Origin of the sequence: Streptomyces sp. NBC_01003, from assembly GCF_045162695.1 — a bacterium.
In the GTDB taxonomy this organism is placed as follows: Bacteria; Actinomycetota; Actinomycetes; order Streptomycetales; family Streptomycetaceae; genus Streptomyces.
Genome location: NZ_CP108707.1, coordinates 2,734,476 through 2,749,269 on the forward strand (window position 1 = coordinate 2,734,476; position 14,794 = coordinate 2,749,269).

The following is a 14,794-nucleotide window of genomic DNA, read 5'->3' on the forward strand; positions in this document are numbered from 1 at the left end:
ATGGCCGCCGCCCTGGGCTGGCGAGAATCCGACATCAACGTGCGGGCCGCGCGGCCCCTCGGCGGGGAGCGGTCAGTCGGCGAGGGCGTCGGCGAAGGCCGCGTACGCCCTGTCGTCGAAGAGGACGAACCGCACCTCTTCGACCGGCGGCCCTGCGACCTCCCGCACCGTGCGGACCGCGATGCGCGCCCCGTCGTCCAGCGGCCAGCCGTAGATCCCGGTCGAGATCGCGGGGAAGGCCACCGTCCGGGCACCGAGCCCGGCCGCCACGCGCAGCGACTCGCGGTAGCAGGAGGCGAGCAGCTCGGACCGGTCCAGGGACGCGGACCAGACCGGGCCGACGGTGTGGATCACATGCCCGGCGTCGAGGTTCCCGGCCGTCGTGGCGACCGCCTGCCCGGTGGCCAGGCCTTTGCCGTAGTACGAGGCGCGGAGTCTGCGGCACTCGGCGAGGATCTCGGGGCCGCCGCGCCGGTGGATCGCGCCGTCGACCCCGCCGCCCCCGAGCAGCGAGGAATTGGCCGCGTTCACGATGGCGTCGGCGGTCTCGGCGGTGATGTCGCCCTTGACCAGGGTGATTCGGGTCATGACGCGCGGATCCTCCTCCACACGGCCTTGGCCGCGTTGTGCCCGGACATGCCGTGGACGCCCGGCCCCGGCGGGCTCGCGGACGAGCAGATGAAGACGGCGGGGTGCGGCGTCGTGTACGGCGACAGGGACAGCTTCGGCCGCAGGAGCAGCTGGAGCCCGCTCACCGCGCCGCAGGCGATGTCACCGCCCACATAGTTCGCGTTCCGCGCGGCCAGCTCGGGCGGTCCGGCCGTGGCCCGCGCCAGGATCCGGTCGCGGAACCCGGGCGCGAAGCGCTCCAGCTGTCGCTCGACGGCGTCGGTGAGGTCGCCGTCCCAGCCGCTCGGGACATGCCCGTACGCCCAGAAGACGTGCTTGCCCGCCGGGGCCCTGGAGGGGTCCATGACGCTGGGCTGGACCGTGATGAGGAAGGGCTTGTCCGGGGCGCGGCCCTCGCGGGACGCGGCGCGCAGGGCCGCCGCGATGTCACGGCTGCCGGGCCCGACCTGGACGGTGCCCGCGTTCCTCGCCTCCTTCGCGGTCCACGGCACGGGTCCGTCGAGCGCGTAGTCGAGCTTGAAGACGCTCGCGCCGTACCGGAAGCGCTCGTAGTAGCTGCCGAGCCCGGCGATGCGGGCGAGCGCCGTGGGCGAGGTGTCGAAGATGTAGGCGCGGGCGGGCGGCAGGTCGTCGAGGCGCTTGATCTCGTAGTTCGTGTGGACGGCTCCGCCGAGGTCCTTGAGGTACGCGGCGAGCGCGTCGGAGATCGACTGTGAGCCGCCGCGGGCGACGGGCCAGCCGCGCGCGTGGCCGGCGAGTGCGAAGACGAGGCCGACGGCTCCCGTGCCGAGGCCGCCGAGCGGGGCGATGGCGTGGGCGACGAGGCCGGAGAACAGGGCGCGCGCCCGGTCGTCGCGGAAGCGGCGCATCAGCCAGGTGGACGGCGGGAGCCCCGTGAGCCCGAAGCGGGCCAGGGTGAGCGGGTCGCGCGGCAGGGATGTGAGCGGCAGCGCCATGAAGTCCCGTACAAGCGCGTCCCACTTGGGCAGGAGGGGCGCGACAAGACGGCGGTAGGTGCCCGCGTCGTGCGGCCCGAACGAGGCGGCCGTCTCGGCGACGGAGCGTGACAGCACGGCCGCGCTGCCGTCGGGGAAGGGGTGCGCCATGGGGAGCTCGGCGTGCAGCCACTCCAGGCCGTACCGGTCCAGCGGCATGTCCCTGAACGCGGGCGAGTTGATCCCCAGAGGGTGAGCGGCCGAGCACGGGTCGTGGCGGAATCCGGGGAGGGTGAGCTCCTCGGTGCGCGCGCCCCCGCCGACGGTGTCCCTGGCCTCGAAGACGGCCACGGAGAGGCCTCGGCGGGCCAGCTCCACGGCAGCGGTCAGTCCGTTCGGTCCCGCACCCACCACGACGGCATCGAGCATCGACGGCACCTTCGGACTCCTTTGTCAGCCGAGGCCACTGGCCGACAGGATATGCCGCAGGGCTGACAGAGCCGGGGCGCGGGGCGTTCCCGGACGGGCTGCGCGAAGGTGCGCCGAGGGTCGTCGCAGGTCATGGGCGCGGGCCCCGCCAGGGGGCCCGGCCGCCGGGTCACTCGCCGCCGAGCAGGTCCACCACGCGCCGGGCGGTGGCCTTGTCCCGGGCCGCCGTGAACGGCAGTGCGTTCCCCCCGGTGATCCGGAAGGGCTCGCCCGCCTTTGTCAGGTGCGTGCCGCCCGCCTCCTCGACGAGCAGCAGCCCCGCGGCGTGGTCCCAGGCTGCTTCCCACGAGAACGCGGTGGCGTCCAACTCGCCGCGGGCGACGGCCAGATACTCAAGGCCGGCCGATCCGCACGGGCGCGGGCGCACCCCGTCGGTCCACAGGCCAAGGAGGTCGCGCTTCTGCGCGTCCGTCGTGTAGTCGGGGTGCGACGTCGCCACGTCGATGGGCTCGTCCGCACCGGGCGAACCGGCGTGCAGCGCCTCGCCGTTGAGCCAGGCCCCCTTGCCGCGGACCGCTACGGCGAACTCGCCGAGCGCGGGTGCGAACGTCCAGGAGGCGAGGACCGTGCCGTGCTGGGCCAGCGCGACGAGCATGCAGAACCCGGGGTCGCCGTGGACGAACTGGCGGGTGCCGTCGACCGGGTCGACGATCCACACCGGGGCGTCCTCGCCTATCGCGTCGTAGACCGCGTAGTCGGCATGGACCGCCTCCTCGCCGACCACGACGGAGCCGGGCAGCAGGGCGCTCAGCTCGCGGGTCAGATACTCCTCGGCCAGCCGGTCGGCGGTGGTCACGAGGTCGTGCGGGCCGCTCTTCTGGGCGACGTCACCCTCGGCGAGCTGCCGGAAGCGGGGCATCACCTCTGCGGCGGCAGCGGCGCGCACGGCGCGCTCCACCTCGGTGACCCCGTGTACGAGAAAGTCGTCGATGCTTTCCGTCGTTTCCTGTGCTTCGATCATGCCTCCATGAGAGCACGCTCCACTGACAACCCGTACCCGCCCGGTGTACGAGGGGTGGAATCCCGTTGAATACCGCGGAACCCCACCCCTGGTACATCGATCCGTGCACCGCCTGATCCGTCAGCGGCCGACGGCGTACCCCTGCATCCCGCGCGGGTTGGCCGCGGCCGACAGGACGCCGGTCTCCGGGTCGCGGGCGACCGCGCACAGGCGGCCCTCCGACCAGGGCTCGCCGACCGTCACGTCGTGGCCGCGGCGGCGCAGCTCCTCGATGACGTCCTCGCCGACGCGGGACTCGACGGTGACGCTGCCGGGCCGCATGCCGCGCGGGTAGAAGGACCCGGGGAAGGAGTCGTTGTGCCAGTTCGGGGCGTCGACGGCGCCCTGGAGGTCGAGCCCGCCGCGCACGGCCGCGCGCAGGGCGACGGCGAGGAAGAAATGGACCTGCCACTGGTCCTGCTGGTCGCCTCCGGGCGTGCCGAACGCGAGGACCGGCACACCGTCCTTCAGGGCGAGCGAGGGCGTCAGCGTCGTACGGGGACGGCGTCCCGGCGTGAGCGAGTTCGGCAGGCCCTCCTCCAGCCAGGCCATCTGGAGACGGGTGCCGAGCGGGAAGCCGAGCTCGGGCACGACGGGGTTCGACTGGAGCCAGCCGCCGGAGGGCGTCGCGGCGACCATGTTGCCCCAGCGGTCGACGATGTCGAGGTGGCAGGTGTCGCCGCGGGTCGCGCCGTCCGCCGCGACCTCCTGGTCACCGCTCTTGGCGACGGTGGGCTCACCGGCACCGGCGCCCGCTATCCCCATGGCGTCGAACCCGTCCTCCCCCGCCGCCACGGCGTGCGCGTGCGCGGAGATCCGGGGCTCGGTGCCGCGCGGGCTGCCCGGCCGCAGCTCGTGGGACGCCTTGTCGCCGACGAGGGCGCGGCGCGCGGCGTTGTACTCGTCGGACAGGAGCTCGGCGACGGGCACGTCCTCGGGACCGGCGTCCCCGTACCAGGCCTCGCGGTCGGCCATGGCGAGCTTGCAGCCCTCGATGAGCAGGTGGACGTACTCGGCGGAGCCGTAGGCGGGCAGCTCGTCGGGGAGCAGGGCGAGCTGCTGGAGGAAGGCGGGGCCCTGGCTCCAGCCGCCGGCCTTGCACAGGGTCCAGCCGTTCCAGTCGTACGTGGCGGGCGCCTCGTAGGTAGCGGACCAGCCGGCCAGGTCGGCGGCGGTGAGCGTGCCGGTGTGGTGGGTGCCGCTGGTGTCCATGGTGGGCCGGCCGGCCTGCCGGACGAGGGCCTCGCCGATGAAGCCCTCGCGCCAGATCGCGCGGGCGGCCTCGATCTGCGCGACGCGATCGTCGCCCGCGCTCTCCTCGGCCTCCTCGATCACGCGCCGCCACGTCGCGGCGAGCTGCGGGTTGCGGAACAGCTCGCCGGGCTTCGGGGACGCGCCGTCCTTGAGGTAGACCTCGGCCGAGGAGGGCCACTCGTCCTCGAAGAGGGCGCGCACGGTCTCGACGGTCTCGCCTACGCGCTCCACGGGCGCGTGCCCGTCCTCGGCGTACCCGATGGCGTAACTCAGCACCTCGGCCAGGGACTTGGTGCCGTGGTCCTTCAGGAGGACCATCCAGGCGTCGAAGGCGCCGGGCACGGCGGCGGCCAGGGGGCCGGTGCCGGGGACGAGGTCCAGGCCGAGGGAGCGGTAGTGGGCGACGGTGGCCCCGGCGGGCGCGACGCCCTGCCCGCACAGGACGCTGACGTCCCCACCGGCGGGGGCGAGGATGATGGGGACCTCGCCGGCGGGGCCGTTCAGGTGCGGTTCGACGACGTGCAGGACGAAGCCCGCGGCGACGGCTGCGTCGTAGGCGTTGCCACCGCTCTCCAGGACGGCCATGGCCGACTGGGAGGCGAGCCAGTGGGTGGACGAGACCATGCCGAAGGTGCCTTGGAGGGTCGGCCGGGTGGTGAACAAGGGTGGTGCTCCTCGGGCGTCAGGCGGATGCGGGGCGGCTGTGAGGGATCGTACGAAGTGACTCGTCGGTGTCCGCGGTTCGGGGTGTCGCGGCGTCGGGGGCGGTGCCGTCGTCGGCTACGAGGTGGCAGGACACCTCGCGGCCGCCGTCCAGGGTGCGCAGGGCCGGGATCTCGGTGCGGCAGCGGTCGACGGCGAGCGGGCAGCGCGTGTGGAAGCGGCAGCCGGGCGGGGGCGCGAGCGGGCTGGGAAGTTCGCCGCTGAGGACGATCCGTTCGCGGGTGCGCTGGGTGACCGGGTCGGGCACGGGCGCCGCGGACAGGAGGGCCTGGGTGTAGGGGTGCTTGGGGTCGGCGAACAGCTCGGCGGTGGGTGCCTGTTCGACGATCTGGCCCAGATACATGACCGCGATCCGGTCGGCGAGGTACTCGACGGCGGCGAGGTCGTGGGTGATGAACAGGCAGCCGAAGCCGCGGTCTCGCTGGAGGTCGGCGAGCAGGTTGAGCACGGACGCCTGGACGGACACGTCGAGGGCGGAGGTCGGCTCGTCGGCGACGAGGAGCGCGGGGTCGACCGACAGGGCGCGGGCGATGGAGATGCGCTGGCGCTGGCCGCCGGACAGCTCGTGCGGGTGCCGGTCGGCGTGCTCGGGACGCAGGCCGACCTGGGCGAGGAGTTCCGCCACGCGCGCGCGTGCCGCCTCGCCCTTCGCGATGCCGTGCAGCCGCAGCGGCTCGGCGACGATCTGCCCGACGGTCATGCGCGGGTCGAGGGACGACGAGGGGTCCTGGAAGACGAGGTGGAAGTCCTTGCGCAGGGGGCGCAGGGCACGCCGGGACATGGTCGTCACGTCGGTGCCGTTGATGCGTACGGTGCCGCCGGTGGGCTCGTCGAGGCGTACGGCGCAGCGTCCGACGGTGGACTTGCCGCTGCCGGACTCGCCGACGAGGCCGACGACTTCGCCGCGGCCGACGGTCAGGGTGACGCCGTCGGCGGCGCGTACGGTGCCGCCGGATGCGGTGAAGTGCCGCTCCAGGGCGTCGAGTTGCAGGACCGGGGTGCTCACTGTGCGGCCTCCTGGAGGGTGTGCGGGTGCCAGCAGGCGGTCAGGTGCGGTGCGTCGGCTCCGCCGTCGGCGGTGACGGACTTGAAGCCGGGCCGCGCCGTCGTGCACTGGTCGTCGGCGCGGGCGCAGCGCGGGGCGAAGGTGCAGGCGTCGGGCTGGGAGTGGAGGCTCGGCACGAGGCCGGGGATCTCGGGCAGGCGCCGCTTGCCGCCCTCGTCCGCGGCGGCCGAGGCGCCGGGCCGCAGGACCGCAGACAGAAGTCCGCGGGTGTACGGGTGGCGCGGCGTCGCGAACAGCTCGTCCACGGGGGCCTGTTCGACGGGCCGGCCCGCATACATGACGAGGACGCGGTCGGCGATGTCGGCGACGACGCCGAGGTCGTGCGTGATGAGGACGATCGCCGTGCCGAGGCGTTCACGCAGCGACTGGAGAACCTCGAGGATGCCCGCCTGCACGGTGACGTCGAGGGCGGTGGTCGGCTCGTCGGCGATGAGGACGGCCGGGTCGCAGGCGACCGCGATGGCGATCATCACGCGCTGGCGCATACCGCCTGAGAGCTGGTGCGGGTACTCGTCGACGCGCTGGGCCGGGGCGGGGATGCCCACGAGGTCCAGGAGTTCGACGGCACGCGCGCGTGCCTCCTTCTTGCTCAGCCCTTGGTGCCGGCGCAGCACTTCACCGATCTGCCGGCCGATGGTGAGCACCGGGTTCAGGGAGGTCATCGGCTCCTGGAAGATCATCGCGATGTCCTTGCCGCGGATCTTCCCGTACGCCTTGTCGTCGCCGCCCGCGAGTTCGCGTGTCCCGAGCCTGATCGAACCGGTGATGTGCGCGGTGGGCGGGAGCAGGCCCATGACGGCCATGGAGGTGACGGACTTGCCGCAGCCCGACTCGCCCACCACGGCGAGGACTTCGCCGGCCGCGAGGTCGTACGAGACGTGGTCGACGGCGTGGACGGTGCGGGTGTCCGAACGGAAGGACACCGAGAGGTCGCGGACACTCAGCACGGGGTCGGGGCTCATCGGGTCGCTCCACGGGGGTCGAGGACGTCGCGCAGGCCGTCGCCGAGCAGGTTGAACGCCAGGGTCGCGGCGACGACGGCAAGGCCGGGGAAGACCGCCATCCAGGGCGCGGGCGCGAGGAAGGACTGGGCGGACGACAGCATCACGCCGAGGGACGGCTCGGGCGGCTGGACGCCCAGGCCGAGGAAGCTGAGCAGGGCCTCGCCGATGATCGCGGCGGGGATGCCGACGGTGGCCTGGACGACGAGAGCCGAGGTCGCGTTGGGCAGGACGTGGCGGAACAGGACGGTGGCGTCCCCTCCCCCGTTGGCGACGGCCGCGGCGACATAGTCGACGTGCTTGAGCCGCAGGGTCTCCGCGCGGGTGATGCGGATGACGGCCGGGATCTGCGAGATGCCGATCGCGATGGTCGCGTTGGTGAGGGACGGGCCGAGCACCGCGGCGAGACCGACGGCCAGGACCAGGAAGGGGAACGCGAGCATCGTGTCGGTGACGCGCGAGACGACGCTGTCGGCGAGCTTGCCGTAGTAGCCGGCGAGCAGTCCGAGGGGGACGCCGACGACGAACGCGAGGATCACGGCGAGGACGCCGACCTGCATGGACGCGCGGGCGCCGAAGACGACGCGGGACAGCTGGTCGCGGCCGAGGTCGTCGGTGCCGAGCCAGTGCGACCAGTCGGGCGCGGCGAGCACGTTGCCGAAGTCGGGCTGCGCGGGGTCGTACGGGGCGATCAGCGGCGCGAAGAGCGCGGCCAGGACGAAGACGCCGGCGATGACGCCGCCGGTCATCGCGAGCCGGTTCTTGCGCAGGGCGCGCAGCTTGACGCTGCCCGCGGCGCGCGAACGTACAGCTGTCAGGGAAAGGGCCGTGGTCACTTGGCGCCTCCGAGCCGGATTCGCGGGTCGATGACCGAGTACGCGACGTCGACCAGCAGGTTGATGAGGATGTAGGCGGCGGAGGTGCACAGCACCACGCCCTGGAGGGTCGCGTAGTCGCGGGTGAAGACGGCGTCGATGGTGAGCTTGCCGAAGCCGGGCAGGACGAAGATCTGCTCGGTGACGACAGCGCCGGAGATGAGGTGGCCGAGCTGGAGTCCGAGCACGGTCACCACGGTGACCAGGGAGTTCCTCAGCGCGTGACCGCCGATGACCTCGCGGCGCGACAGGCCCTTGGCGCGGGCGGTGCGCACGTAGTCGGCGGAGAGGGAGTCGAGCATCGCGGCCCTGGTCTGCCGCATGACGACGGCGGCGAGCCCGGAGCCGAGAACGATCGCGGGCAGCACCATGCGGCGCAGGTTGTCGAGCGGGTCGGTGCCGAAGGGGACGTATCCGGAGGCGGCGAAGACCGGGACGGCGATGGCGAAGGCGAGGACCAGGACCATGCCGAGCCAGAAGGTGGGGACCGAGAGGCCGAGCAGGGCGAGGCCGTTGGCGATCCACTCGGCGGGCCTGCCGCGGCGTACGGCGGCGACGATGCCCGCGCCGATACCGAGGACGACCGCCAGCAGGAGCGAGAGCGCGGCCAGTTCGAGAGTGACGGGCAGGGCCTGGCCGATGGCGTCGGACACCGGCAGGCCGGTGCGTGACGAGGTGCCGAGGTCGCCGGTGAGGGCGTGCCCGATGAAGCGGCCGTACTGGATGACGATGTTGTCGTCGAGCCCGTACTCGGCGCGGATCGCGGCGAGCGCGGCGGGGCTGCGCTCCTCGCCGGCGAGGGCGAGGGCCGGGTCGCCGGGCAGGGCGCGGATCCCCGCGAAGACGACGATCGAGACGAGGAAGAGGGTGATGACGGACTGACGTACACGGGTCAGCACGTACGCGGCCATCGGATGGCCCGCGAAGAGGGCGGACCGCCCCTTCGGCAGGGCTATTTGGCTGGTCGTCACTTGGTGTACCCCGCATCCTTCACGCGGACCAGGCCGTCGCCGTAGACGCGGACGCCCGCGACGTCCTTCCCTGCGACGACGTAGTTCTTCTGGCGGTAGAGGTAGATGAGCGCGTGGGCGTCGTTCGCGCGGCGGGTCAACTTGCCGTATGTCTTGGCGCGTTCGGCGGGGTCGGCCTCGGTACGGCCGCGCTCGATCAGGGCGTCGGTCTCGTCGTCCGAGAAGCCGTAGGCGTTCATGGCACCCTTCGTCTGCAGGAAGCTGGCGATGTTGCCGTCGGGGTCGAGGCGCCCGGACCAGCCGCTGGTGAAGGCGTCGTAGTGACCGGAGTCGGTCTCCTCGAGCATCGTCGCGTACTCGGTGGGGCGCAGGGAGACGGCGAAGCCGGCCTCCTTGGCCATGGCCTGGACTACCTGGCCGAGACGGCTGTTCTCGGGCGTCGTGGACGTCTTGAGTTCGATCCTGAGCGGCGTCTTCACGCCCGCCGCCTTGAGCAGCCGCTTCGCCTTGGCGACATCGCGCTTGGGGCAGGCGGAGGCCGCGACGCCGGGCGCGATGGCGGATTCGGGCGAGACGGGCCCGCAGGCGGGCTCGTACATGCCCTGGAAGACGACCTTGTTGATCAGGTCGCGGTCGATGGACAGCTCGAAAGCCTCCCGGACGCGCACGTCGCGGGCGAGGGGGGTGTCGAGCTTGCCGGGCTTCTCGCCGAGACCCTTGACGTTGCCGACGTTGAGCCCGATGCCCTGGTACCCGAGCGAGGGCGAGTTGAACAGCTGGAGCTTGGGCTCGGTGAGCGCGCTCTTCACGTCGACCGGGGCCATCTGGTCGCCGATCTGGACGTCTCCGGAGCGCAGGTTGGCGAGGCGGACGCTGCCGTCGGGGATCGGCTTGTAGATCACCTTGTCGAGGTGGACGTCGCGCGCGTCGTAGTAGTTCGGGTCCTTGGCGAGCACGATGCGGTCGCCGCCGACGCGCTCGACGAACTTGAACGGGCCGACACAGGAGGGGTGATTCGTGAAGTTCTTGCCGTACTTCTTGAGCGCGGCCGGGGACATCACCATGCCGGAGCGGTCGGCGAGCACCGCGGTGAGCGGGACGTAGGCCTGCTTGAGGGTGAGCTTCACGGAGTACGCGCCGGTGGCCTCGGCGTCCTTGAGCGGGGTGAGTTCGGTGGCGCGGGCCGATCCCGGCAGGTCGCGGTGGCGCAGCAGCGAGGTGACGACGGCGGCCGCGTCGAGCGAGGTGCCGTCGCTGAACTTCAGGCCCTTGCGGACGGAGAAGGTGACGGTGCGGCCGTCCGCCGAGGTCTTCGGCAGAGCGGTGGCGAGCTGCGGGACGACCTTGCCCGCCTCGTCGACGTCGTAGAGCTTCTCGCACATCCCGGCGAAGACCGTGCGGCCTACGAGGGTCTGGGCGAGCGAGGGGTCGAGTTTGTCCGGGTCCGCGTTGAGGGCGACGGTGAGGGTGCCGCCGTCCCTTACGGGCCGGTCGTCGGTCATGCGCTCCCCGCCGACCTCGGTGGCCGAGGACTGGAGGGAGCCGCAGCCCGCCGTTGTGGACAACACCAGGGCAACTGCCGTGACGGCAACCGCTGTTCGGCGCACGAGGAGATACCTCCGCCAGGGGACGAGTGTGCGGGACATCCTGTGGATGATCCGTGTGTGATCAAGGAATACCGCAGAACGTATTTCGCATACAGTTCACAGGCAAGAGGGTTGTCCGCATGGCGGAACACATTTGATGAAGATTGAATAACCGGCCCCGACAAAGAAGGTCACAAGACCCCAACCGGCCGGAACGGGCACGCCCGACCGGAACGGGCACAGGATGTCGGGTCCGCGACCATGGGTCCTCCCTAGCGTGAGCGAGGTCAACAGGAAGGAGCCCGGGGTGCTTGACCGGCTCAACGAGGCCATGGACCACATCGAGCGCCACCTCGACCGGCGCATCGACATCGCCGATCTGGCCCGGATCGCGGCGACGTCGGAGTACCACTTCCGGCGGATGTTCTCCGCGCTCGCGGGACTGCCGCTCTCCGAGTACATCCGGCGCAGGCGGCTGACCGTCGCGGGCGCGGAGGTGCTCGCCGGGGAGCCGACGCTCCTCGAGATCGCCGTGCGCTACGGCTACGGCTCGGGCGAGGCGTTCGCGCGGGCCTTCCGGGGGCTGCACGGAGTGGGCCCCGGCGAGGCCAGGCGGACCGGTGCGGCCCTGTGGTCCCAGCCCCGGATGTCCTTCCGGCTCATCGTCGAAGGGAGCAGCACCATGCGATACCGAGTGATGGAGAAGCCCGAGTTCCACGTGGTCGGCAGGAAGGCGCGGGTCCCCCTCGTCCACGAGGGCATGAATCCGGCGATCGCCGACTTCATCCGGGGCATCGACAAGGAGACGGTGCGCCGGATCGAGTCACTGTCCGACCAGGAGCCCGAGGGGATCGTCTCGGTGAGCGACGACCTCGACCCGAGCCGCGCGGAGGGTACCGAACTCGACTACTACCACGCGGCGGTGGCCTCCGCCGCAGGCCCTGACGACCTGGACACCCTCACGGTCCCGGCGGGCACCTGGGCCGTCTTCGACAGCTCGGGCCCGTTCCCGCAGACCCTGCAGCACCTGTGGCGGGACGTGTTCACGCAGTGGTTCCCGTCCAACCCGTACCGGAGCAGGCCGGGCCCCGAGATCCTCAGCACACGCCTGTCACCCGACGCGGCACTGGCGGACGCGCAACTGTGGATCCCGGTCGAGCGGGAGTGAGTTGAGGCACCCCGCGCGCCACTGTGTACGTGCCGTGACCGGGCCCGACTCGTAGGCGAACACGACGAGTCGGGCCCGGTCGCGGGCACCGAGCTTCGTCATCGCGCGGCTGACGTGGGTCTTGGCCGTGAACGGACTGACGACCATGGGCGCGGCGATCCCCTCGTTCGTCAGGCCGCGCGCCGCGAGCGCGGTCACCTCGCGTTCCCAACGACCGCGTCGTGTCCGCTCTGCTCACCGAGAACCTGCTGCCCGGCAACGCCCCAGCGCCTGCGCCCCCGTGCGCAGCCTCGGGGGCCGGAGCCTGGCGCGGACGGTGCGCCGGGACCACGCGCCGGGCGCGAACCTCGCCCTGCTCGACGATCCGGGGCCGGGCCCCCCGCCTGGGCGGCCGGCACGACCGTGGGCCCGGCATACGCCGCGCTGTGCGACGCCGCCTCTGCAGGCGCGGGACGCTCGACGACGTCGACCTGGCCCTGGTCGAGGAGGCCCTCGCCGCTTGGGACGGCTCGCATCCGCCGCTCGCCCGGGACGAGCTGCCCGACCGCGACCGGCGGCCCGGGGCGCGCCTCGCGGTGCCGGCCGCCGTCACCCCGTACCACGGACAAAGACGTGGCGGCCTGGCTGAAGCCGCCCTTCACCGATCACTGCCTGGTGCAACTGATCGCGTACGGCGCCTTCGCCGCGATCGACCGCATCGAGTCCGCCCTGCCCCTGCCCGCCCTCATGAAGAGGCCCTGACCGCGTACGCGGAGGCCTCTTTGGGGTGAAGGCCCGCTGATGCGGACGCACTGAACTGCGCATGGTGCGCATGAGGGGCAAGGGGGCAGTGTTGTCCCGGGGCAACTCGTGTGACACTGGCGTCCCCTCCCCCTCGCACAAGGGGCGTACGCCGTGCGTTCTCTCCCTCTCCCCCTCGCGCTGACCGTGCGGGTCCTGCCGGTCGCGGTTCTCGCGTGCGCCGGTTGGGCCTGGACCTCGGGCCCGATGGCGGATCCGTCCCGGCAGCCCGCCGCTGCCCCGCAGCCCTCGACGAAGCGTGCCGCGCAGTCGGCGGCGCCCGCGACCAGCCGTGCCTACGACAAGCCGCCCGAGCCGTGCTCCGCCGTCACGGCGAAGACGGTCGCGGAGCTGGTGCCGAAGGCCGATTCGGCCGGCAAGGAACTCGCCGCCGCCGACCGTTCGCTGCGCCGCGGCTGCTCGTGGAGCGCGCTCAAGGACTACGACTACCGCTGGCTCGACGTCTCCTTCGAGATCAAGGAGTCGGCCGCCGCGGCGGACACCGCCTTCACCGCGCGAGGCAAGGGCGACACGGCGCCCGGCCTCGGGGACGAGGCCAGGATCGCGGTCGCCCTCACCTCGCACGACAAGCAGAACACCCGCGAGGCGGTGGTGACGGTCAGGGCCGGCAACGCCCTGGTGACCGTCACCTACAACGGCAGCGACTTCGAGTCCCACGGCGCGCCCCCGACGGACGGCATCTACAAGGGCGCCCTGAAGGCGGCCGGGGACGCGGTGGCAAAGCTGACCGGCAGAACAAGCCCGACCGGTTAGATCCGGACCCCACGCGCCTTGGTCAGGGCCACGTAAAGGATCAGCGAGGATCCGAGCCCGACCGCCCAGCCGTAGTCCGCGAGCGGCTTGAGGAACGGGATGAGGCCGTCCACCGGGAACGGTCCCTGCTTGGAGCCCTGCGCGTCGACCGTCGAGTACGAGCCGCCGACGGCGAGGACACCGCCCACGGCGAAGGCGATCACCGCGTTCCAGTTCCAGCCGCCCGAGTACCAGTAGCGGCCGTTCGCCAGATACAGGTCGGCCAGGTGGAGCACCGTGCGGCGGATGATCCAGTAGTCGGCGATCAGGATGCCGGCGACGGTGCCGAGCAGTCCGCCGACGACGCCGAGCCAGGTGAAGATGTACAGCTCGGGCGTGGAGGTCAGCTTCCACGGCATGACCAGGACGCCGATGACACCGGTGATCAGCGCGCCGGTGCGGAAGTTGATGAGCTTGGGCGCGAGGTTCGCCAGGTCGTACGCGGGTGACACGACGTTCGCCGCGATGTTCACGGAGATGGTCGCGACAAAGACCGTGATGAGCGCGAACAGCAGCCCGAAGACGTTGTCGGTCTTGCCGGCCAGCGCGACCGGGTCCCAGATCGCGGCGCCGTAGACCTTCTCGGACCCGGACGTCACCAGGACGGACATCAGGGCGAAGAAGGTCATGGTCGTGGGCAGGCCGAGGGTCTGGCCCCAGACCTGGGCGCGCTGTCCTTTGCCGAAGCGCGTGAAGTCCGGGATGTTGAGACTGAGCGTGCTCCAGAAGCCGATCATGCCCATCAGGCCGGGGAAGAAGATCTTCCAGAAGTCGGATCCCCAGCCGACCTTGGACGGCTCGTCGAGGAGCGGGCCGAAGCCGCCCGCCTTGTTCGCGATCCACACGAGCAGGACGACGGCGCCGACGAGGACGAACGGCGCCGCCCAGTTCTCGAAGCGGCGCAGGGTGTCCATGCCCCGGTAGATGATGGCGAGTTCGAGGACCCAGAAGAGGACGAAACAGAGCCACAGGGTCCACGGGTAGCCGCCGACGTGCGAGACGTCGGCCCAGCCGCCGAAGACCTTCCCGAGCAGGACGAACACGCCCTGCCCGCCGATCCACGTCTGGATGCCGAACCAGCAGCAGGCCACCGCCGCCCGGATCAGCGCGGGCAGGTTGGCGCCGCGCAGGCCGAACGAGGCGCGGGCGAGGACGGGGAAGGGTATGCCGTACTTGGGTCCCGCGTGCCCGGTGAGCAGCATCGGCAGGAGCACGATGACGTTGGCGAGCCCGATGGTGAGGACGGCCTGCTTCCAGTCCATGCCGAGCGCGACGAGGCCGGACGCGAGGGTCCAGGACGGGATGCAGTGGGCCATGCCGATCCACAGGGCCACGAAGTTGTAGGTGGTCCAGCGGCGTTCGGCGAGGGGGACGGGGCGCAGGTCGTCGTTGGCGTAGCGGCTGTCGGAGGGGTAGGCGTCGGCGCTGAGGTCGATGCCGCCGCCCGCGGGCAGCGTGGGTGGCGCGGTGTCGGTCATGAGCAGGCCATTCGTTCGGGAGCCG

Annotated in this window: 12 protein-coding genes and 2 pseudogenes; 3 read left to right on the top strand and 11 right to left on the bottom strand. The window is 71.9% G+C overall.

Going from position 1 to position 14,794, the window contains the following annotated elements; all coding sequences use genetic code 11:
• Nucleotides 1-72 precede the first annotated feature (72 nt).
• The 9 genes from OG698_RS12630 to OG698_RS12670 all read right to left on the bottom strand — a co-directional run bounded on the left by OG698_RS12630 (nucleotide 73) and on the right by OG698_RS12670 (nucleotide 10,590).
• Nucleotides 73-588, bottom strand: a complete 516-nt coding sequence (locus OG698_RS12630; protein WP_406103169.1) for an O-acetyl-ADP-ribose deacetylase — start codon at nucleotides 586-588, stop codon at nucleotides 73-75.
• Complete coding sequence (locus tag OG698_RS12635) at nucleotides 585-1,994, bottom strand: phytoene desaturase family protein (RefSeq protein WP_406111009.1); 1,410 nt, start codon at nucleotides 1,992-1,994, stop codon at nucleotides 585-587. Before OG698_RS12635 ends, OG698_RS12630 begins: the two co-directional genes overlap by 4 nt.
• Nucleotides 1,995-2,163: 169 nt before the next feature.
• On the bottom strand, nucleotides 2,164-3,015 hold the full coding sequence (locus OG698_RS12640; protein WP_384248481.1) for an inositol monophosphatase family protein: 852 nt from the start codon (nucleotides 3,013-3,015) through the stop codon (nucleotides 2,164-2,166).
• Between the two features lie 120 nt (nucleotides 3,016-3,135).
• On the bottom strand, nucleotides 3,136-4,971 hold the full coding sequence (locus OG698_RS12645) for a gamma-glutamyltransferase family protein (protein WP_399967904.1): 1,836 nt from the start codon (nucleotides 4,969-4,971) through the stop codon (nucleotides 3,136-3,138).
• Between the two features lie 19 nt (nucleotides 4,972-4,990).
• Nucleotides 4,991-6,037 carry an ABC transporter ATP-binding protein gene (locus tag OG698_RS12650; RefSeq protein ID WP_406103170.1) on the bottom strand — a complete coding sequence of 349 codons (1,047 nt, stop codon included), beginning with the start codon at nucleotides 6,035-6,037 and terminating at the stop codon, nucleotides 4,991-4,993.
• The gene (locus tag OG698_RS12655) at nucleotides 6,034-7,059 is read right to left on the bottom strand and encodes an ABC transporter ATP-binding protein (protein ID WP_406103171.1); all 1,026 of its coding nucleotides are present in this window, start codon (nucleotides 7,057-7,059) and stop codon (nucleotides 6,034-6,036) included. The genes OG698_RS12650 and OG698_RS12655 overlap by 4 nt, the downstream gene beginning before the upstream one ends.
• Nucleotides 7,056-7,916, bottom strand: a complete 861-nt coding sequence (locus tag OG698_RS12660) for an ABC transporter permease (RefSeq protein WP_406111011.1) — start codon at nucleotides 7,914-7,916, stop codon at nucleotides 7,056-7,058. Before OG698_RS12660 ends, OG698_RS12655 begins: the two co-directional genes overlap by 4 nt.
• Nucleotides 7,917-7,930: 14 nt before the next feature.
• Nucleotides 7,931-8,884, bottom strand: a complete 954-nt coding sequence (locus tag OG698_RS12665) for an ABC transporter permease (RefSeq protein ID WP_100591799.1) — start codon at nucleotides 8,882-8,884, stop codon at nucleotides 7,931-7,933.
• A gap of 56 nt (nucleotides 8,885-8,940) precedes the next feature.
• Complete coding sequence (locus tag OG698_RS12670) at nucleotides 8,941-10,590, bottom strand: ABC transporter substrate-binding protein (RefSeq protein ID WP_406103172.1); 1,650 nt, start codon at nucleotides 10,588-10,590, stop codon at nucleotides 8,941-8,943.
• A gap of 247 nt (nucleotides 10,591-10,837) precedes the next feature.
• Between OG698_RS12670 and OG698_RS12675 the strand changes: the two genes are divergently transcribed.
• Nucleotides 10,838-11,698 carry a GyrI-like domain-containing protein gene (locus OG698_RS12675; RefSeq protein WP_406103173.1) on the top strand — a complete coding sequence of 287 codons (861 nt, stop codon included), beginning with the start codon at nucleotides 10,838-10,840 and terminating at the stop codon, nucleotides 11,696-11,698.
• Here the strand turns inward: OG698_RS12675 and OG698_RS12680 are convergent.
• Nucleotides 11,642-11,911, bottom strand: a pseudogene (locus OG698_RS12680) (response regulator transcription factor); the annotation flags it as partial. The gene OG698_RS12675 and the pseudogene OG698_RS12680 overlap by 57 nt on opposite strands.
• Between OG698_RS12680 and OG698_RS12685 the strand changes: the two are divergent.
• Nucleotides 11,911-12,439: pseudogene (locus OG698_RS12685) on the top strand (DNA-binding protein); the annotation flags it as partial. The pseudogenes OG698_RS12680 and OG698_RS12685 overlap by 1 nt on opposite strands.
• Before the next feature lie 153 nt (nucleotides 12,440-12,592).
• Nucleotides 12,593-13,252, top strand: coding sequence for a hypothetical protein (locus tag OG698_RS12690; RefSeq protein WP_406103174.1), 660 nt, complete (start codon nucleotides 12,593-12,595; stop codon nucleotides 13,250-13,252).
• Here OG698_RS12690 and OG698_RS12695 read toward each other — a convergent pair.
• Nucleotides 13,249-14,769, bottom strand: coding sequence for an NCS1 family nucleobase:cation symporter-1 (locus OG698_RS12695; protein ID WP_406103175.1), 1,521 nt, complete (start codon nucleotides 14,767-14,769; stop codon nucleotides 13,249-13,251). The two genes, OG698_RS12690 and OG698_RS12695, sit on opposite strands and share 4 nt — an antisense overlap.
• Between the last annotated feature and the right edge of the window lie 25 nt (nucleotides 14,770-14,794).

Coding starts and splice junctions, on each gene's coding strand:
- OG698_RS12630 (WP_406103169.1), bottom strand. CDS start 588: ATGACCCGAATCACCCTGGTCAAGGGCGACATCACCGCCGAGACCGCC.
- OG698_RS12635 (WP_406111009.1), bottom strand. CDS start 1,994: ATGCTCGATGCCGTCGTGGTGGGTGCGGGACCGAACGGACTGACCGCT.
- OG698_RS12640 (WP_384248481.1), bottom strand. CDS start 3,015: ATGATCGAAGCACAGGAAACGACGGAAAGCATCGACGACTTTCTCGTA.
- OG698_RS12655 (WP_406103171.1), bottom strand. CDS start 7,059: ATGAGCCCCGACCCCGTGCTGAGTGTCCGCGACCTCTCGGTGTCCTTC.
- OG698_RS12665 (WP_100591799.1), bottom strand. CDS start 8,884: ATGGCCGCGTACGTGCTGACCCGTGTACGTCAGTCCGTCATCACCCTC.
- OG698_RS12670 (WP_406103172.1), bottom strand. CDS start 10,590: ATGTCCCGCACACTCGTCCCCTGGCGGAGGTATCTCCTCGTGCGCCGA.
- OG698_RS12695 (WP_406103175.1), bottom strand. CDS start 14,769: ATGACCGACACCGCGCCACCCACGCTGCCCGCGGGCGGCGGCATCGAC.